This window comes from Symbiobacterium ostreiconchae (assembly GCF_055396975.1).
Map to the genome: position 1 here is coordinate 3,373,234 of NZ_AP042454.1, position 19,057 is coordinate 3,392,290.

At 71.2% G+C, this 19,057-nt stretch carries 18 protein-coding genes; 13 read left to right on the forward strand and 5 right to left on the reverse strand.

The annotated features are described in order from the left end of the window. Positions 1-57: 57 nt before the first annotated feature. Entirely contained in the window at positions 58-732 is a 675-nt protein-coding gene (locus ACZ5UM_RS16290; protein WP_464845403.1) for a hypothetical protein, read from the reverse strand. Next, positions 732-1,466 carry a DUF7144 family membrane protein gene (locus ACZ5UM_RS16295; RefSeq protein WP_464845404.1) on the reverse strand — a complete coding sequence of 245 codons (735 nt, stop codon included), beginning with the start codon at positions 1,464-1,466 and terminating at the stop codon, positions 732-734. Before ACZ5UM_RS16295 ends, ACZ5UM_RS16290 begins: the two co-directional genes overlap by 1 nt. A gap of 279 nt (positions 1,467-1,745) precedes the next feature. Here ACZ5UM_RS16295 and ACZ5UM_RS16300 point away from each other — a divergent pair, with 279 nt between their 5' ends. The 13 genes from ACZ5UM_RS16300 to ACZ5UM_RS16360 all read left to right on the forward strand — a co-directional run bounded on the left by ACZ5UM_RS16300 (position 1,746) and on the right by ACZ5UM_RS16360 (position 15,741). Beyond that, positions 1,746-2,462, forward strand: coding sequence for a Crp/Fnr family transcriptional regulator (locus ACZ5UM_RS16300; protein ID WP_464845408.1), 717 nt, complete (start codon positions 1,746-1,748; stop codon positions 2,460-2,462). An 83-nt stretch (positions 2,463-2,545) separates the two neighbouring features. Continuing rightward, a complete protein-coding gene (locus ACZ5UM_RS16305; RefSeq protein ID WP_464845410.1) occupies positions 2,546-4,867 on the forward strand; it encodes a formylglycine-generating enzyme family protein in 2,322 nt (773 codons plus the stop codon). A gap of 26 nt (positions 4,868-4,893) precedes the next feature. Further along, positions 4,894-5,814 carry a heme o synthase gene (cyoE, locus tag ACZ5UM_RS16310; RefSeq protein ID WP_464845413.1) on the forward strand — a complete coding sequence of 307 codons (921 nt, stop codon included), beginning with the start codon at positions 4,894-4,896 and terminating at the stop codon, positions 5,812-5,814. A 155-nt stretch (positions 5,815-5,969) separates the two neighbouring features. Next, on the forward strand, positions 5,970-6,632 hold the full coding sequence (locus ACZ5UM_RS16315; protein WP_464845416.1) for a (2Fe-2S)-binding protein: 663 nt from the start codon (positions 5,970-5,972) through the stop codon (positions 6,630-6,632). A 12-nt stretch (positions 6,633-6,644) separates the two neighbouring features. Continuing rightward, positions 6,645-8,951: a xanthine dehydrogenase family protein molybdopterin-binding subunit gene (locus tag ACZ5UM_RS16320; protein WP_464845419.1), complete on the forward strand. Its 2,307-nt coding sequence runs from the start codon at positions 6,645-6,647 to the stop codon at positions 8,949-8,951. Positions 8,952-8,965: 14 nt separating this feature from the next. After that, complete coding sequence (locus ACZ5UM_RS16325; RefSeq protein ID WP_464845421.1) at positions 8,966-9,940, forward strand: FAD binding domain-containing protein; 975 nt, start codon at positions 8,966-8,968, stop codon at positions 9,938-9,940. A gap of 18 nt (positions 9,941-9,958) precedes the next feature. Then, on the forward strand, positions 9,959-10,657 hold the full coding sequence (locus ACZ5UM_RS16330; protein WP_464845424.1) for a 4Fe-4S dicluster domain-containing protein: 699 nt from the start codon (positions 9,959-9,961) through the stop codon (positions 10,655-10,657). Between the two features lie 14 nt (positions 10,658-10,671). Further along, complete coding sequence (locus ACZ5UM_RS16335) at positions 10,672-11,790, forward strand: cytochrome b/b6 domain-containing protein (protein WP_464845427.1); 1,119 nt, start codon at positions 10,672-10,674, stop codon at positions 11,788-11,790. Beyond that, positions 11,787-12,599: a hypothetical protein gene (locus ACZ5UM_RS16340; RefSeq protein ID WP_464845429.1), complete on the forward strand. Its 813-nt coding sequence runs from the start codon at positions 11,787-11,789 to the stop codon at positions 12,597-12,599. The genes ACZ5UM_RS16335 and ACZ5UM_RS16340 overlap by 4 nt, the downstream gene beginning before the upstream one ends. Further along, positions 12,599-13,267 (forward strand): nucleotidyltransferase family protein, encoded by a 669-nt coding sequence (locus ACZ5UM_RS16345; protein ID WP_464845432.1) that lies wholly within the window; start codon positions 12,599-12,601, stop codon positions 13,265-13,267. The genes ACZ5UM_RS16340 and ACZ5UM_RS16345 overlap by 1 nt, the downstream gene beginning before the upstream one ends. Continuing rightward, on the forward strand, positions 13,264-14,088 hold the full coding sequence (locus ACZ5UM_RS16350; protein ID WP_464845436.1) for an XdhC family protein: 825 nt from the start codon (positions 13,264-13,266) through the stop codon (positions 14,086-14,088). Before ACZ5UM_RS16345 ends, ACZ5UM_RS16350 begins: the two co-directional genes overlap by 4 nt. A gap of 5 nt (positions 14,089-14,093) precedes the next feature. Next, the gene (locus ACZ5UM_RS16355; RefSeq protein ID WP_464845438.1) at positions 14,094-14,408 is read left to right on the forward strand and encodes an XdhC family protein; all 315 of its coding nucleotides are present in this window, start codon (positions 14,094-14,096) and stop codon (positions 14,406-14,408) included. A gap of 124 nt (positions 14,409-14,532) precedes the next feature. After that, complete coding sequence (locus ACZ5UM_RS16360; protein ID WP_464845441.1) at positions 14,533-15,741, forward strand: MFS transporter; 1,209 nt, start codon at positions 14,533-14,535, stop codon at positions 15,739-15,741. Between the two features lie 126 nt (positions 15,742-15,867). Here the strand turns inward: ACZ5UM_RS16360 and ACZ5UM_RS16365 are convergent, their stop codons facing one another. The 3 genes from ACZ5UM_RS16365 to ACZ5UM_RS16375 are packed head-to-tail and all read right to left on the reverse strand — an operon-like array spanning position 15,868 to position 18,969. Continuing rightward, positions 15,868-16,857: an ABC transporter permease gene (locus ACZ5UM_RS16365; RefSeq protein ID WP_464845444.1), complete on the reverse strand. Its 990-nt coding sequence runs from the start codon at positions 16,855-16,857 to the stop codon at positions 15,868-15,870. After that, positions 16,829-17,812 carry an ABC transporter ATP-binding protein gene (locus ACZ5UM_RS16370; RefSeq protein ID WP_464845448.1) on the reverse strand — a complete coding sequence of 328 codons (984 nt, stop codon included), beginning with the start codon at positions 17,810-17,812 and terminating at the stop codon, positions 16,829-16,831. The genes ACZ5UM_RS16365 and ACZ5UM_RS16370 overlap by 29 nt, the downstream gene beginning before the upstream one ends. 5 nt (positions 17,813-17,817) lie before the next feature. Next, entirely contained in the window at positions 17,818-18,969 is a 1,152-nt protein-coding gene (locus ACZ5UM_RS16375) for a COG1470 family protein (RefSeq protein ID WP_464845450.1), read from the reverse strand. Between the last annotated feature and the right edge of the window lie 88 nt (positions 18,970-19,057).

Sequence of the window (19,057 nt, forward strand, 5' to 3'; positions counted from 1 at the left end):
GCGTCGGACAAATGCCCGGATTTACCGGCATGTACCGGTATGCACCGTCACCTGCGCCTAGGCCGCCCCGGCGTCGGGCTGGTCGGCCGCCAGCCAGCCCCGCACCAGGATGAAGCCCAGCAGGTGGCACAGGGAGCCGGCCGCCAGCAGCGTGTTGATCAGCGAGCTGGCGTTGTCGCCCAGGGCGATGGTCTCGTTGGTCGTGCCCACCATGTAGTAGAAGGCGGCGTAGAGCAGGATCGTGCCCAGGGGCACCCACAGGGCGTGAGGCCCGTCGCCCCTCCTGGACATGAGCCAGATCGGCCCGCCCAGCAGCACGATGCCGCTGGGGATGGCCGTCAGCCACAGGAGCGGCATCTGCCACACCGCGGCCGTCACGGCGCCGTAGTGGGCGGCCAGGGCGTAGCCGAGGATGCCCACCATGCTGTAGGCGACGAAGTACGGCGTGACCCGGCGCCGCTCGTCGATGAGGGCCAGGAAGCCGGTGGCGTACAGCACGCCGGCGAGGAGCGCGATGGCCCCCACGAAGGGATCCAGGGCCAGCTCCGCCTTGCGGCCCACCAGGAAGACCACGATGAGCGAGAGAATCGAGCCGCCCAGGAAAGCGCCGTGGTGCAGCTTGACGTAGCGGCCGCACGCGTGGTGCAGGACCCACAGGAAGAGGATGAAGCCGAAAGCCATCGCCATGCTGTCCATGTACTGCAGGAAACCACCACCGCCGCCACCTGGCATCAGCTGCGCCCCCCTTCCGCAGTCGCCGCCTCAGGCCGCCGGGCCGCGATCAGCCGGCGCACCCCGCTCACCAGCAGCTCGTCCACCGGGCGGCCGAGCCGGACAGACAGCAGCAGGCCCGCACCGGCCAGCATGAAGAGGCTGCCCGTGATCACCAGCGGCTTCATCATGATCATCGCGTAGTTGACGCCGTCGAAGACGTGGCTGGAGCCCACGCCCCAGGGCGAGAGCGCCGTGAAGAGACCGGCCACCATGAGGGCCAGGCCGCCGGGCGTGCTGTACGGGCCGGTCTTGCCCAGCGGACGCTTCCAGTCGACCTTGTTGCGTATGCCCGGGATCTGGGTGATGACCATGTACAGGAAGGTCACGATGGTGATGTAGAAGCGCACGTTGGTCGGAGCCGTGCCGCCGCGGATCATCAGCGAGTACCGCATGCGGATGTACGTGATGATCAGGCTGAGGGCCATGAGGCCGATGGCCGTCCACACGGCCCAGCGCTCGCCGCGGAACATGGCATAAGTCAGGATAAGGAACACGAAGCCGAGGATCATGACAGCGATCGTGATGGGCTGGTAGATGTGCTGGTAGGGGATGTAGGGCATGGCCGGGCGGTAGTCGGGGCCGCCGAACGAGACGCACACCGCACCGATGCCGCCGATGATGTGGAACACGGTCGTCAGGGTCATGAGCAGAACAGCCGCACCGCGCACCAGAGGGGTGGGATCTTTCGTCATACGCATCCTCCTCGTGCCTTCGGTCGTAACCGCGGAATCCCCGGTCAATTCACACATAACAGAGCGCGCACTGCGAAACATTGACCTGGATCATATATACGGTGAATATAGATAGTTTGGTATATGCGCACGGGGCCCGATGCAATAGGACCAGACGCCCCCTAGCCCATCGGTCGTGTTACGAAAACTTATCTAAAATGGGGCATTTCGACGGGTGGAGCGCTCCCCGTCCACTCCCGCATGGTAGAAGAAAGAACGCCGCGAGGGGGTGGCACACCAGTGAGGCAGCCGAGGGAACGCTGTGCGGACTGTCCGGTGCGGGAGCGGGGGGCCCCTTACTGCTGGCGGGACATGCGGGACCAGCTCATGCGGCTGCGGCCCATGGCCACCCGCCGGGAGCTGGAGCGGGGCGAGATCCTCTTCGGCCAGGGGGACCCGGTCGTGGGCTGGTGGCTGGTCACAAAGGGCCAGATCCACGAGTACGTGGTGGACGCCGAAGGCCGGGAGCAGATCATCCGCATGGCGCCTGCGGGCGCGCCCGTGGGTCTGGCCGGCCTGCGCATGGCGCGCACCTACTGCTGCAGCGGCCGCGCCGGCCGGCAGGGCGCAGAGGTCTACTTCATCGAACGGGACGCGGCCTGGCGGGCGATCCGGGAGGATCCCGACCTGGCCAGCGCGGTCATCGCGGGCATTACGGAGGAGCTGATCCTGAGCTACATGCGGCTCACGCACGTCTCCACCCTGCCGGCCCGTTCCGTGGTCGCCTGCACCCTCCTCATGACCACCGAGTGCCAGGACGGCGCCTCCTGCGTCTCCCTCACCCGGAGCGAGATCGCCTCCATGAGCGGGCTGGCGGTGGAGACGGTGGTGCGTGTGCTGGGCGAGTTCAAGGGCCAGGGCCTGATCGAGGACGCCGGATACGGCCACATCTCCCTGCTCGACCCGTGCCAGCTGCACCGCATCGCGCTGAACCTGGAGCCGGCTGCAGTCGGATGAGGTTTGATTGACTCAGGTCAATGTTTCGCCGGGCCCCCGCTGATAAGGTGAAGGTGACAGGATCCGCCAGGGAGGGAGGCACCATGCAGCGTCGTCTGCAGTACCTGTTCCGCTCGACGCGCGGCCTGTGCCTGCTGGCCATCGGCCTGGTCGCCCTGGTCACCGCCATCTGGATGACGCTCTCCGGCCCCATGGTCGAGTGGGGCGTGCGGGATGTGGTGGTGAACCTGCTGGGCATGAAGCTGGAGCCGGTGCAGCGGGAGGGGCGCATCATCACCCTCTACCATTCCATTGCCTTCGCCGTCGTCGCCGTCCTCGTCTACCTCATCACCGACCGGGTGCCCATGAAGCCTGCGCAGCAAGCCAACATCAACACGATCACCACCGTGGGTTACCTGCTGGCCATGTTCAGCGGACTCATCTTCGGGTACTTCGGCCAGAACTGGGTGTTCCACGGGCTCTTCCTGGTCGGCCAGGCGCTGCTGTTCTACGCCGGCATCCTGCTGGCGGTCGCCCTCTGGCCTTTCGGGCCCGAGTACCGGCAGCACGATCCGGCCTACGCCCGTACCCGCGGGGGCGTGGACCTGGAACGGACCGCCTTCTTCACCATGGCCGTGTGCACCCTGGTCTCCGCCCTGTTCGGGGCGATCCCGGGCGCGTACTTCGGCAACGGCTTCGTCTCGTTCTTGTCGGAGGACGTGGTCCGGAACCCGGTGCGCACCGTGCTGCAGAGCTCGGTCATCGGCCACCTGCACATCATGCTCACCCTCATCGCCGTGGCCACCTGCCTGCTGGTCTGCCGCTGGTTTGATTTCCGGGGCACCCTGCACAAGGTGGCCATGCCGCTTATGAGCTTCGGCACCATCGTCACCAGCTTCGGCGCCTGGTCTGTGGTGTTCACCGCGGCGGCGCACACGATCATCTACGTCGGCTCCTGCTTCATCCTCCTGGCGGCGCTCTTGCTGGTGATCTACGCCTGGGGGAAGCTGGTCAGCGACCGGCTGGCCGAGCAGGGGATCGCCCGGGCCACCTTCGGCCAGAAGGTGAAGGCCCTGCTCCACGACCCGCTCCGCTTCGGGGCGACGTGGCAGATGGTCTACATGAACTTCTGCACCACCTTCGTCGGCATCTTCATGGCCGTGAAGCTGGACGAGCTGATCCGCACGATGCCCCACCGGGAGGAGCGCATCACGCTCACCGGCCACTGGCACATGCTCTCGGCCATCGTGGCCACCATCCTCCTCTTCTACTTCGCCGACATGATGGGGCTCAAGGGGAGGGCGCGCCGCTGGTTCGGCTGGCTCGTGATCGTCGGCTCCGACCTGGCCTTCGCCGGGGCGACGATCTTCAGCCTGAAGCGGCTGTTCGTCACCGAGTACACGCAGCAGCCCGTGGTCAACCGGACCATGCTGGCCATGGACCTGGGCCTGGGGGCCGTGCTGGTGGTGCTGGCGGTCTTCCTGATCTGGCTGCTGGCCGACCTGTTCCGGCCCGGCGGACGCTGGAGCAAGGCGACGACCGCCCTGGTGGCGCTCCTCGCGGTCTCCTCCCTGCTCTCCGGCTGCGGGTCTCCCCCCACGCCGCCGCCGGGGCTCGGGCAGTTCACCGCGGCCGGAACCGACGCCGAGGGCTGGGCCCGGGTGCCCGCAGGCCCCTTCCCCATGGGGCGTGACGCGCTGGAGACGATGGTGGACGAGTTCGAGATCATGGTCGTCCCCGTGACCAACGCCCAGTTTGCCGCCTACCTGGAGGAGGCGCTCGCGGCCGGCGTGCTGCAGCGCGACGGCGACACGATCCTCGCCCCCTACCCCGGCGATGCGTACCACTTCGGCAAGCACGAGAAGGAGTACCCGCCGGGCGACTACCCCCACTTCGTCCTGGGCGATCCGGCGAACCGCGTGTTCGCCGAGGGCGACGGCTTCTCCGTGCTGTCCGGGTATGAGAACCACCCCGCCACGATGGTGACCTGGTTCGGCGCCAAGGCTTACTGTGAGTACTACGGCTGGCGGCTGCCCACCGAGGCCGAGTGGGAGAAGGCCGCCAAGGGCACGACCCAGCGGGCCTACCCCTGGGGCGACGAGATCACCCCGCAGCACGCCAACTACTACCACAGCCGCGATCCCTTCGAGACCGCCGAGGGGTTCAGCGACACCACGCCGGTCGGCTTCTACAACGGCCAGCGGTGGGGCGACTTCCAGACCGCCGACGCGGCCAGCCCCTACGGGGTCTACGACATGGCCGGCAACGTCTGGGAGTGGACCGCGGACATCTACCCCCAGATCCACTACCGCTATCTGCGGGGCGGCAGCAAGGCGGACTATGCGTACGACCTGCGCACCTGGAGCCGCAACAACGTGGAACCGGAGTACCGGAGCCCCGGCATCGGCTTCCGGTGCGTGCGGTGACCCGCGCCCAGAGGAGGTGAGCGCGGATGACACGGAGGAGACCTGCAGCACAGCCGGCAGCGCCCGGTCAGACGAAACCGGCGGCGCCCGCGCCGGGACACCCGGCGATGCAGTGGCTGCGGGACGTATGGTCGCTCATCAAGAGCAAGCAGACCGCCCTGCTGCTCTTCACCGGCGTGGCCGGCTGCGCCAGCGGGGGCGGGCCGCTGCGGGGCGGATGGCCCGCGCTCCTGGGGGCCCTTCTGCTCAGCATCAGCGGGGCGACGGTGCTCAACATGGTCTACGACCGCGACATCGACGGCGAGATGGCGCGCACCCAGGACCGCCCGCTGCCCGCGGGGCGGCTCTCGCCGGGCGCGGCGCTGGCGCTGGGGGCGGCGCTGACCGCAGGCGGCCTCGCCTGGGCCTTCGCGGCGGACCTGCTGTTCGGCCTGATTGTGTTCGCCGGCTGGCTGCTGGACGTGGGGGTCTACACGGTCTGGCTGAAGCGGCGGACCCCGTGGTCGATCCTCTGGGGCGGGATCTCCGGCGGCATGCCCGTGCTGGCCGGACGGGCCCTGGCGCTGGGGCGCGTCGACCTGGTCGGGCTCCTCCTGGCCCTGGCCGTGCTGCTCTGGATCCCCACCCACATCCTGACCTTCAGCATCAAGTACGCCGAGGACTACGCCGCGGCCGGGGTGCCGGTCTTCCCCAACGTCTACGGGCCGGAGGTGACGCAGAGGGTCATCAGCGGCTCCACCCTGCTGGCCGCCCTGACCATGGCGACCGTCACCTGGCTGCTGTCCCTCCCCTGGGGCACGGTGGGCGTATCCTTCTGCCTGGGCGCCGTGCTGGTGGGGCTCGCCGCCAACGCCCTCATCCGCCCGTCGGTGCAGGTCAACTTCCGGCTCTTCAAGTTCGCCTCGCTCTACATGGTGGCGGTGATGGCCATCATCACGGTGCACTGACGCCGCAGGACAAAGCCGAATGAGAACGCAGGACGCCAGCGGAAGGCGTCCTGCGTTTTGTTGCAGCGGCCGGGGCCCAGGGATAATGTCCCCCCAGGCATGAATAGGATTCTTTCCGTGAATGGCTGATCCTCAAAGCAGAAGGAGGGGGCGCTGTGCGTCAGAAGGGGAGACCGCAGAGAATCGCCCGGCGGACGCTGCTGAAGCAGGCGGGCGCCGCGGCGGCCGCGGCCGGCCTCCTGGGGGGCGTAAGGATCCGGCGCCGGGCGCGGCTCGCGGACCGGGCGCCGCGCACGGGCCGGGCGGAGGCCGCGGAGCTGCCGCCCGCGGCGCAGGGATACCGCCCGCCCGTGCTGCAGACCGTGACGCTCACGGTCAACGGTACCGAGTACACGGTGGAGGTCGACACCCGCGATACCCTGGCGAACCTGCTCCGGGAGCGGCTCCGCCTGACCGGGACGCACGTCACCTGCGACCGGGGCGAGTGCGGCGCCTGCACCGTGATCGTGGACGGCCGGGCCATCTACAGCTGTTCGGTCCTCGCGGTGCAGATGCAGGGCAAGGCGGTCCTCACCGTCGAGGGGCTGGCCACTGAGCAGGGGCTCGACCCGGTCCAGCAGGCCTTCATCGACTGCGACGGGTTCCAGTGCGGCTACTGCACCTCCGGCCAGATCATGTCCATCAAGGCGTGCCTCATGCAGAACCCGGATCCCACCGAGGCAGACATCAGGAACGCCGTGGCCGGCAACATCTGCCGCTGCGGCGCCTACCCCGGCATCCTCGCGGCGGGGCTGCAGGCCGCCCGGGCCCGCCGGTAAGGGGGTGAACGCATGCCGTTTGTCAAGACGCGGGTCGAGATCGAGGGCCACGTCAGCGAGATCATCGTCGAGGTGCCCGAGAACGAGGTGGAGCCGTGGCGGCCCGATGAGCAGCTGAAGATCGTCGGACAGCGCATCCCCCGGATCGACGGGGTGGCGCGCGTCACGGGCCGGGCGGTCTACACCGCCGATGTCCAGCTCCCCGGCATGCTCTGGTGCAAGATCCTGCGCTCGCCCTACCCCCACGCGGAGATCGTCTCGATCGACACCTCGGAGGCGGAGAAGATCCCCGGCGTCATCGCCATCCTCCACTACGGCAACACCGAGCCCATCAACGTGGCCGGCCAAGGCCTGGTCTTCAACCCCGTCCTCCGGTACGTGGGCGCCGAGGTCGCGGCCGTGGCGGCGGTGAACGAGCACGTCGCCCGCGACGCGGTTGCCGCCATCCGGGTCACCTACAAGCCGCTGCCCTTCGTGCTGGACCCCGAGAAGGCCCTGGAGCCCGACGCCCCGCAGATCCACCCCAGCGGCAAGGTGCTGAACGGCGGGCCGCGCATCATCGAGCGGGGCGACATCGCCCAGGGCGAACGGGAGGCGGACGTGGTCGTGGAGCGGACCTTCCGCCTGCCGGCGGTCCACCACTGCTGCATGGAGCCCCACGGCAGCGTGGCCTACTGGGAGAGCGACGGCACGCTGGTCATGTACGACTCCACCCAGTCGGTCTACAACGTGATGAACGGCCTGGCCGGGGCCTTCGGCCTGCCCGCGTCGAAGGTGCGGGTGCTCCGGGACTACATGGGCGGCGGCTTCGGCTCCAAGACGGGCCTGGAGAAGTACCACGTCATCACCGCGCTGCTGGCCAGGGTGACCCAGCGGCCGGTGAAGCTGACCCTGGAGCGGTGGGAGGAGATCATCTCCACCGGCCACAGGCCTTACACGGTGCAGAAGATCCGGGCCGGCTGCAGGCGGGACGGCACGCTGACCTTCATCGACCTGAAGGCCTACGTCGCCGCCGGCGCGGAGGGCGGCCGCTTCGCCCTCAACTCCGGGATTCCGGCCCGCGAGATGTACCTCTGCCCCAACGTGCGCACCGAGGAGTACGCGGTCTACACCAACCACATGACCAACACCGCCATGCGGGGACCCGGCAACAAGGAGGGCATGGCCCCCCTGGAGGCGGTGATGGACCTCCTGGCCGAGGCCATCGGCATGGACCCCATCGAGTTCCGCAAGAAGAACGACACCCCCTGGGCCGACCAGGTGGCGCAGATCCCTTACTCCAGCAAGGGGCTCAAAGAGGCCTACGACCTGGGCGTCCGGGCGATCGGGTGGGCGGAGAAGCGGCGCAAGGTCCCCGGCTCCGACCCCGGGCCGGTGAAGCGGGGCGTGGGCGTCGGCTCGCTGATCTGGGGCGCCGGCGGCGGCCCGCCCTCGGCGGCCAACGTGGTCATCAACACCGACGGTTCGGTGATCCTGCAGTCCGCCTTCAACGACCTCGGCGAGGGCGCCATGACGGCGATGGCGATGGTCTGCGCCGAGGAGCTGGGGGTGCCGCTGTCGCTGGTGCAGGTGCGCTGCGGGGACACGGCCCTGGGCGTCTTCGACCAGGGCACCTACGGCAGCCGGCTGACCCCCTCCCTCACCCCCGCCGTCCGCAACGCCGCGGCCGACGCCCGCCGGCAGGTGCTGCAGGCGGTGAGCGAGCTGACGGACCGGGACGTCACGGACCTCTACATGGAAGACGGCGTGGTCCGCTCCCGCACCGACCCCGGCTTCGCCCAGCCGCTGGCCAGCGTCGCCCGGCAGTTCACCCACGCCGTGGTGGGCAAGGGCTTCCGCGGGCCCAACCCCAGCGACTACCGGGTGACGGCCTTCGGCGCCCAGTTCGCCGAGGTGGAGGTGGACACCCGCACCGGCCAGGTGAAGATCCTGAAGCTGGTGGCCGCCCACGACTGCGGGCGGGCGATCAACCCGCTGCTGGTGGAGAGCCAGATCCACGGCGGCCTGGCGCTGGGCCGGGGGTACGCCATGAGCGAGGAGCGGGTGATCGACCCCAACACGGGCGTGGTGGTCACCTGCAACTACACCGATTACAAGCTGCCCACCATCAGCGACATGCCCGAACAGGTGCCGATCATCGTCCCGCAGATCGACCTCTACTCCAACAACACCAACACCAAGGGCATGGCCGAGCCGCCGGGCATCCCGACAGCCGCCGCCATCGTCAACGCCGTCTACAACGCCACCGGCGTCCTGGTCACCGAGCTGCCGCTCACCCCGGAGCGGGTGCTGCGGGCCCTCCGGGCGGCCGGAAAGTGAGGAGGTGTGCGGAGGTGAAAAGCTTCAGCTACGTCGCCGCGGGCTCGGTCCAGCAGGCGGTCGGCGCGCTCCGGCGGGCCGGCGACCAGGGGGCGCCCCTGGGCGGCGGCACCGACCTGGTGGGACTGATGAAGAACCGGGTGGTCACCCCGGAGGTCGTGGTCGACCTGAAGACCATCGGACCGCTCAGCTACATCGAGGAGACCGGGGACGGCGGCCTGCGCATCGGCGCTGCCACCACGGTGGCCGACGTCGAGCAGCACGGGCGCATCCGGGAGCGGTGGCCGCTGCTGCACGAGGCCGCCCGCCGGGTGGCGTCGCAGCAGATCCGCAACCAGGGAACGGTGGGGGGCAACCTCTGCCAGCGCCCCCGCTGCTGGTACTACCGGAACCCCCTCACCCCCTGCCTCCGGCGGGACCGCACGTACTGCTCCGCTGTGCTGGGCGACAACCGGTACCACGCGATCCTCGGCGGCGCCGGGTGCTTCATCGTGCACCCCTCCGACCTGGCGCCCGCCCTGATCGCCCTGGATGCGGAGGCCACCGTCGCCGGGCCCGACGGCAACCGGACGATGCCGCTGGAGCAGTTCTTCGTGCTGCCGCGGCAGGACCTGCACCGGGAGAACGTCCTCCGGCCGGGCGAGATCCTGGCGGAGGTCCGGGTCCCCCCGCCGATGGAGGGCGGCCGCCAGGTCTGGATCAAGGTCCGCACCCGGGAGGTCTGGGACTTCGCCATCCTGTCGGTGGCCTGCCAGATGCAGGTGGTGGGCACCGCCATCCGGGACATCCGGCTGGTGCTGGGCGCGGTGGCTCCGGCCCCCTGGCGGTGCCACACGGCGGAGCGCCTCCTGCGCGGGGCGCAGCTGTCGCCGGAGACGGTGGACCAGGCGGTCCGGGCCGAGCTGGCCCAGGCGCGGCCCATGACCCACAACGCCTACAAGATCGATCTGGCGGCGCAGCTCATGCGCCGGGCGATCCTCGGGGAGTGACGGAAAGGAGGAGCCGATATGGCCCAGCAGCAAGCGTCCAGGCGCGGCTTTCTGACGGCGGCGGCCGCGGCCGCCGGGTCGCTTTTCGCCCTCATGGGCGCCGCGAAGGTGGCGGCGGTGGCCGAAACCGAGCTTCCGCCCCTCTCCGAGGGGGTCATCTTCCCCGACCCCGCCCTCTGCGTCGGGTGCGGCGCCTGCGAGGTCGCCTGCGGCCAGGTGCACCGGGAGGCCGGCCTGTCGGGAGTGCCCCGCATCCGGGTCTTCGCGCCGCCCGGGCAGCCGGTGGGCATCGCCGTCGCCACAGGCGCCCAGATGGGCAACGCCGGCTACGTGCCCGCTCCCTGCAAGCAGTGCCCCGACCCGGAATGCTTCGTGGTCTGCCCGGCCGACGCCCTGCGCATCGACCCGGGCAGCGGCGCCCGGTGCATCGACGAGTCGGTCTGCGTCGCCTGCGGCAAATGCGCGGCGGCCTGCCCCTTCCCGGCCGAGGGCGTATCGGCGGTCTCGGGCGACCCGCTGGCGGGCACGCGCATCTTCTACGACCCGGAGCGGCACGTCTACACCAAGTGCGACATGTGCCACTGGCGGCCCGAGGGCCCGGCCTGCGTCGGCGTCTGCCCGGTCAACCACTCGATCCGGCTCGGCCTGATCGAGAGCGACCACCTCTGCCTCGACATCCGCCGGGCCGACCCGGCCACTTACCGGCAGATCCTCTGAGGGAGGTGTGCGGGATGAAGGAGACGCGGCGTTGCGTCCCGGCCCGGCCGGGGCAGCCGGCTGGCATGGTCCCGCCGCGCCGTGCGGGACGGGGGCGCATCGGTACGGCGGTGTGGGGGCACATCCGGGCCGCGGTGCGGAGAGCCGCTGCGCTGGCGGGCGCGCTCGGCCTGTTCCCCGCCGCCGCGCTCGCGGCCGAACCCTGGGCGCCGCAGAGCGCCCTGTTCCAGCTGGGCTTCCGCTGGGCGTCCATCACGCTGCTGGCCGCCGCGGCCGGCATCGCGCTGGGGCTTTTCGGCGGGGCCTTCTACCGCCGGCGCCGGCCCGGCATCCATCCGGGCACGAGCCAGGTGGAGCGCCACTCCCCGGGCCACCGAATCAGCCACTGGGTGAACGCGGCCGGATTCCTGCTGGCCATCGGGAGCGGCGCGCTGCTGACGGTCTCCTGGCTGCCCGGCGCCTTCCCGCTCACGGCGCTCTACACGGCGCATTACGCCGGCGCCGCGCTGATCCTCCTGGGCCTGGGCGGCACCGCCGTGCACGCGCTGACCACCGGGGCCTCCCGCCGCCACCGGCTGCTGCCCGACCGGGAGACCCTGCGGGACGCCGGGCTGGAGCTGCTGGCGTACGCCGGACTGGTGGGCGACCGGGGCATCCTCGGGTTTGGCTCGCTGCAGTGGCCCGCGGCGTGGCGGCGGGAGATCGAGCGGGCGGTCGGCTGGCAGGGCCACCCGCCCGCGGGCAAGTACCTGGCTACCCAGCGGCTCCTCTCCTATCCCCTCTGGGTGCTGGTCTCCCTCGTTCTGGTGGCCACGGGGCTGCTGAAGGCGGTGCGCTACGCCTACCCGCTGCCGGCGGGCGTGGTGCGTTGGGCCACGATCCTCCACGACTGGGCCTTCATCGGCGCGATCGTCATGCTCTTCGTGCACGTCGCCGCGGTGACGCTGGTGCGCACCAACTGGCCGCTCCTGCGTTCGATGTTCCTGGGAACGGTGAGCCTGACGCACGTGCGGGCGGTGCACGGCCGGTGGTACGAGGAGCTGGTCCTGGAGACCGGAACGGCCCCGGCAGCCCCGGGCGCCGAACCGGAGCCGGTCCACCCCGGCGCCGGCGGGAAGGGGGGCGCGCGGTGATGGACCCGCGGCGGCGGGAGGTCCTGCGCCAGGCCGGCCTCGCGGCGGTGGCCGGACTTCGGGCCGCGCTGGCCGGGCCGGAGATCATCGTGGAAGAAGGGCCGCCGGAGGCGGCCAGGTGCACGGCGCCGGGCGGCCTGAGCGTGCAGGCGGACGCCGCCGGGGATGGCGCACCCCCCCGGACAGGCGAACCCCCCGCGCCGCCTCCCACACTGGCCGTCTACCCTGCGCCGGAGCTCTCGCGGCTGGCGGAAGCGCTGGGGCTCGACGGGGAGCCGCTCGCGCCGGACGGCGACCCCGCGGCGGATGCCTCCGCCCGGGAGCTGGCCTGGCTGCCGCTCCTGGCCGGCTGGGCCGCGTACCGGACGCTGCCCGGGAGCTGCCTGCTGGCCGTCGCCGGCTACCGGCGTGCCGCCCTGGTGACGTTCGGCGGCGCCGGCGGCAACGAGCCCGTCTGGGCCCCGCTGGGGAGCGACGCCCTGGCGGCCGTCCTGGGACCGGCGGTGCGCAGCCTCCTCTACCTGGAGGCGCCCGGGCGGCTGCGGGAGGCGATCGCCGCAGGCCGTGTCCGGCGGGCCGTCATGGGCGGTGCGGATCTGGCGTGGGCGCTGGCGCTTCCCGGCGCCCGCGAGGTCCGGCCGCTCACCGGGCCCGGGCTGGACTGGATGCCGGTCTGGGGGCTGTTCAGCCGCGGCGCCCGTCTGCCGCTGCCGGACCCGCCGCCGGACGTCGGGCCCCATCTGCTGATCCAGCCCGCGGCGATGGCCCCGGGCCTCACCGACTGGCTCGAACGGGCGGTGGTCGCGTGATGCGCGCAGCGAAGGCGGGACCGGGCGGCCGGCCGGTGGATGCGGTGGTGCTGGCCGCAGGCGAGTCGCGGCGGATGGGCAGGCCCAAGATGCTGCTGCCGTGGGGAGACGGCACGGTCCTGGAGGCGGTGGTCCGGACGCTGCTGGCGGCGGGCGTCAGGCGCACGGCGGTGGTGCTGGGCCACCGCGCGGCCGAGCACCGGTCCGCCCTCCGGTCGCTGGCCCGGGACGGCCGGGTGATGCTGGTGGAGAACCCCCGCTATCCCGAGGGGATGCTGACCTCCGCACAGTGCGGCGCCGCGGCGCTCCTGCGGGAGGAAGCCCGGGGCGAACCTGCGGCTGCGGTGCTCATCGCCCTGGGGGACCAGCCCCAGATCACCCCCGGGCTCGTCGCCCGCGTGACGGCGGGCCACCGGGGCGGCCTGACCGTGCCGGCTTGCGGCGGGCGGCGGGGCCACCCCCTCTGCGTCGACCGGCGGTTCCTCCCCGACCTGCTGGCGCTGCCCCCGGCGGAGGGGCTGAGGGGGCTTTTTCGCCGGCATCCCGAAGCGGTGGCGCCGGTCGCGGTGGAAAACGACGAGATCCTCCGGGACATCGACACGCCCGCTGCGTACCGGGAGGCCCTGGAGGCCCTCGGACGCCGGGAAAGGGAGGTGAGCCGCGCATGACGCCCCTGCGCCTCGGGCGGCATCAGCGAGAGATGTCCTACCTGCACCCGCTGGCCCGGGAGATCGCCGCTGAGCGCCCCGTTGCCGTCGCCAAGGTGGTGGAGGGCCCGTGGGCGGGCGCCGCCGTGCTGGCCGGACCCGGCGGACCGCTTTACGTCGATCCCCGGCTGGAGGCGGCGCCGGCGGGTCTGGCGGCGGCGATGGCGGATCTCGCCGCGCAGCAGCTGGTCCGCGGGGAGACGGGCTGCCAGCGGCTGCACCTGCCGGCGGGCAGCGTACGGGTGTACGTGGAGTCCCACCTGCCGCCGCCGGTGCTCCTGGTGGTGGGCGCGGGCCACGTGGGCCGGGAGGTGGCCCGGGCGGGCGCCCTGGCGGGCTTTCAGGTCTGGGTCCTGGACGACCGCCGGGAGTACGCCCACCCGGCCCACTTCCCCGCCGCACACCGGGTGATCTGCGGCCCGCTCACGGCGGAACTGGCGGCGATGGCGCCGGGGGAGCGGCACCACGTGGTGCTGGTCACCCGGGGCCATGCCCAGGACGCCGCCTGCCTGGCGGCGCTGGCCGGGAGGCCGGTGCCCTACGTGGGCATGATCGGCAGCCGGACGCGCGTCCGGACCGTGCTCGATGCCCTGCGGGAGGAGGGCGTGGACGAGGCGTGGCTGAGCCGGGTGCGGGCCCCCATCGGGCTCGACATCGGGGCGCGGACCCCCGGCGAGATCGCCGTCGCCATCGCCGCCGAGCTGATCGCCGTCCGTCGGGGCGGGACCGGCAGGCCGCTCTCCGCGCTGGACAGGCCCCTCATCCACCTGAGCCGGAGGTGATCGGCGTGGAGGATCCCATCCTGCGCCTTCAGGCTGCGCTGCAGGCCGGGGAGCGCGTCGCCCTGGCCACCGTCGTGCACACCCGCGGCCACTGTCCCCGGGAGGTGGGGGCGAAGATGCTCATCTGGCGGGACGGGCGCACCGCCGGGTCGATCGGCGGCGGCTGCGGTGAAAACCGCGTCCGGCTGGCCGCCCTCACCGCCCTGGACGAGGGGCAGCCCGTGCTGGAGCAGGTCGATCTGCTGGACGATCCCTCCCTCCCCGACGGCGCCGTCTGCGGCGGGGTGATGGAGGTGCTGATCGAGCCCTTCGGGTGCTGACGCGGGTGAGTCTGGGCGCACCGGGGTGGACGTCCCCCGCAACGCGGGCGTGCCCTCTGGCCAATCACGAACCAATCGCCTAACATATTGTGTGTAGAACTATTAACGAAAGAAGGCTTCCCCCGTGTCGCGCATCCAGAGAGGCACCCGTGAGTACCGCCTGGTCACCCTCGCCCTCTTCCTCGGCGCCCTCTCGGTCTACGCCAGCCTGTACGTCACGCAGCCGATCCTGCCGCTGCTCTCCCAGGACTTCGGCATCAATCCGGCGCAGGCCAGCCTGTCCCTCTCCGTGGCTACCGTGAGCATGGCGTTCTCCCAGGTGCTGGTGGGCCCGGTGGCCGACTCCCTGGGGCGCAAGCCGATCATGACCCTGGCCGTGCTGCTGACGGGCGTCATCGGGCTGGCCGCGTCCCGCATGGTTGGGTTCAACGGCTTCCTCTTCACGCGCTTCCTCCAGGGGCTGGTCATGGCGGGCCTGCCGGCCACGGCCATGGCCTACCTCGCCGAGGAGATTGACACCCGCCATCTGGGGGCGGCCATGGGGCTGTACATCTCCGGCAACTCGCTGGGGGGCCTCGGCGGCCGCATCATCTCGGGAAGCGTGGCCGAGTTCTGGGGCTGGCGGGGGGCCCTCGGCGCGATCGGCCTCGTCAGCCTCGTGTGCGCGCTCTGGTTCGCGCGCACCCTCCCGCCTTCGCGCAACTTCCGGGCGCAGCCGCTGCAGCTCAGCCGGCTGGCCCGGTCGCTTTTGGATGCCTTCCGCGACCCGCTGCTGCGCACCCTCTACTTCGTGGGCTTCGTGGCTTTGGGTTCCTTCGTCGCCCTGTACAACTACGTGAGCTACCACCTCATGGCGCCGCCGTACAGCCTGAGCGCCGCCCTGGTCGGCTGGATCTACGTGCTCTACCTGTTCGGCACGGTCAGCGCCGCCTGGATGGGCCGCCTCTCCGACCGGTACGGCCGCGCGCCGATGCTCGCCCTGGGACTGGGCATTCAGCTTGCCGGAGCGGCGATCTCGCTGGCCGGGCCGCTGCTCCTGAAGATCGGCGGCATTGCCGTCTTCACCTTCGGCTTCTTCGGCGCCCACTCCATCGCCAGCAGCTGGGTGGGGCAGCGCGCACCGCGGGACAAGGGCGCCGCCTCTGCCCTCTACCTCCTCACCTACTACCTCGGCGCGAGCATCGCCGGCACCGTGGCCGGACTCTTCTGGATGCGGTTCGGCTGGCCCGGCGTGGTGGGCTTCATCGCCTGCCTCCTCCTCGCGGGCCTGGGCCTCGCCGCCCTGGCGCGGCGGCTGTCGGCACCGGCGGAGGGCGTCGGAATCGTGAAGTGATGCGGCCCGCTTGTTCTGCCCAACGGGGGGAAGAGCTCAAAATCACCGCCCCATGCAACGGTCCGGGGCTCCGCAACAAGCGGGGCCCCGGACGCACTGTATGTGAACCTCTCCCGCGGCAGCCGCTCAGGCGCGGATCTCCCGCCGCATGAAGAGGATGTAGGAAGCGGCGAAGCACACCGCCGTCAGGGCCACGAGCCCCACGGCCTGGGGCCAGATCAGCGCGATCGACTGGCCCACCGGCAGCACACCCTCCAGCGCCCCCAGGACCTGCTCCAGCGTCACCGGACCCAGCGTGCGGACGTTGGGCGTGAGCAGGTACACCATCGCCTCCGTGTAGAGGTACCCCGGCGACACCCGGCTCAGCCAGAGCCCCAGCCCCACCGGATCGTCGCCGGCCACCAGCCGCACGATCATGTCCCAGAAGACGCTGAAGAAGAGCCAGACGGCGATGGAGGCCAGGGCGGACGTCGCCGCCTGCTGGAAGACCACCGAGAACAGGATGGCCAGCGCCAGCCAGAAAGCCACGTAGATCGTGGTCAGCACGCCGTAGGCCACCAGCCGCAGCGCCTCGTCGCCGGTGGGCGGCACCCCGATCATGATCAGGCCGAGGGCGCCGACGCCCAGCAGCAGGGCCGTGAACGTGACCACAATGCTCAGCAGGCCGGCCAGGAACTTGCCGTTGATCACCGCGTCGCGGTGGATCGGCTGCGCCAGGAGCCGGCTCAGGGTGCGCCGGCTCTGCTCGCCGCAGATGGCGTCGAACCCCAGCGCGATGCCCACCAGCGGCGCCAGGAACGAGACGAAGGAGGTCAGCGGCAGAAGCTGGGCGCTGCCGACCGTGAAGAGCCGGAGGAAGACGAAGTCGGGCGTGTCGGCCGTGGCCTCCACGACGGACCGGATGGTCTGCGCGGTGGTGTAGAGCGAGCCGATACCCGTGACGATCAGCAGCAGCACCAGGATCACCATGCGCCAGCTGCTCACGTGGTCCGCGAACTCCTTGCGCACCACCGCGGCCAGCCCGCCGCCCGGGGATGCCACCGCCCGCGCCTCCGCCGGCCGGGCCCGCAGCCGCTCCAGCCAGACCTTAGGCTGCACCTTCGGAAGAACGGCCACCGGTCTCACCTCCGTCCGCGAAGTAGCGCCGGTAGATGTCGTCCAGGCTGCGCCCCGCCTGGCTCAGGTGCAGCACCGCCGCCCCGTGGGAAGCGGCCAGCCGGCTCACCTCGGCGCGCACGTCCCGCCGGGAGGTGAGGTGCAGGCGGGCGGAGTCGCCCCCCTCCCCGGTCCGCTTCACCTCCAGCACGCCCTCCAGCCCTTCCAGGGCGGCGAGCAGCGCCTCCGGACACGGCGCGAGCTCCAGCTCCAGCCGCAGGGGCTCCCCGGCCAGGGCCTGCTCGGCGAGTTCGTCCACCGGCCCGCAGGCGATCATGTGGCCCTTCACGAAGATCGCCACCCGGTCGCAGACCTCCTGCACCTGGTGCAGAAGGTGCGAGGAGAGCATCACCGTCATACCCTCGTCGGCGAGCTGCCGGATGAGCTGCAGGAACTCCCGGGCGCCCTCGGGGTCGAGGCCGAGCGTCGGCTCGTCCATGATGACCAGCCGGGGCTTCTTCAGCAGCACGTCGGCCACGCCGAGCCGCTGCCGCATGCCCCGGGAGTAGGCCCCCACCCGGGTGTCGGCGGCCTCGCTGAGTCCCACCCGCCGGAGCAGCCGGTCGATCTCGGCCGCCGCCTCCCGCCGGGGGATGCCGTTGAGCTCCGCCGTGTAGAACAGGTTCTGCCGGCCGGTCATCTCGTCGTAGAAGCCCACGTTGTCGGGCAGGTAGCCGGTCAGCCGCTTGACGGCGATGGGATCCCGCACCGGGTCGTGGCCCAGCACCCGGATCCAGCCTTCGGTGGGCTCGGTCAGGCCCAGGAGCATCAGGATGGTGGTCGTCTTGCCGGCCCCGTTGGGGCCGAGCAGCCCGAAGACCTCACCGGCCCGCACCTCCAGATCCAGGCCGTCCACCGCGGTGAAGTCCCCGTAGCGCTTCACCAGGCCGCGGGTTTCGATGACGGTCTCCGCCACCGGCCTCACCTCCGGCCGAAGGTGCGGAAAACCCAGTAGAGCCCGCCGCCCACGGCGGCCAGCACGCCCACGCCCGCCAGGCCCCAGAGGGTGGGCGTCTGCACCGCCACCCGGAACTCGGCGCTGTCACCGGCCCGGTCGGTGCGGGCCCGCAGGGTCACCAGGTAGTCGCCGGCCAGGGCCTTGTTGCTGGGCGTCACCTCCACCGTCACCTGGCGGCTTTCACCCGGGGCCAGCTGGTCGATGCTCTCGGGCGAGAAGGTCGCCGTCCAGTTGGGCGGCAGGGTGGAAGAGAAGGTCACGTTCGAGACGGGGAGGGTGCCGGTGTTCTTGACCTCCAGGGTCACGCCGTTCTTGCGCCCGGCCACCGCGTCGAAGGAGAGCCGGCCGTCGGGCGTGGTCAGATCCAGGCCGTACTTGCCCAGCACCTCCAGGGTCAGGTCCAGGCTGGCCTCGCCCGAAGCGGAGCGGGCGTAGACGGGCACGGTGTAGGTGCCGGCCTCCAGCTCATCGGGGACGCTGATCGAGACATCCACGGTCTGGGAGGCGTTGGCCGCGACCGGAATGGTCCCCACCTGCTTGCCGGAGACGCGGAAGATCACTTCCCAACCCTCAGGCGGCGCTGCCGAGAGGGCGAACATCTCCTCCACGTCGCCGTCGTTGCGGAGCGTCACGTTGAAGCCGTACGTCGTGCCCGCCTGGGCCTGGATCGACGGGAAGTCCGTCCGCAGGCTCGCCCGGCCCGTGGCAGTGGCCGCCACCGTGATGGAGAGGGGCAGCTCGGTCACCTGGCCGCCGCCGGATGCGGTCAGCACGATCTGATAAGTCCCCTCGGCGGCCCGGTCGGGCACTTTCAGGCTCAGCGTCACGGTCTCATCGCGGTCCGGCGCGACGTACACCTGGCTCACCGGGTAGCCCGCGCCCCGGAACGTGGGCGGCTCCCAGCCCTGCGGCAGCTCCTTCACCGCCAGGTCGGCCACGCCGACATCGCCGGACAGGTTGAGGGTCAGGCTCAGCTGTTCGCCGGGCTTGACGACGATGCCGGGGTAGCGAGTGGAGAAGTGCAGTTCTGCGGCCTGCGCGGGCGCCACCGCCGTGAACACGAGCAGGGCGGCCGCCGCCAGGACAGTTCCCCAGCGCAAAGTGCGACACGACATCGATTCCTCACCTCACCACGATGTTGGAGCACCGCCGCGGGCGCGCGGCGATGCCTGGAAGCGGTTGGCTCCAGCCCGATGGTGGCAA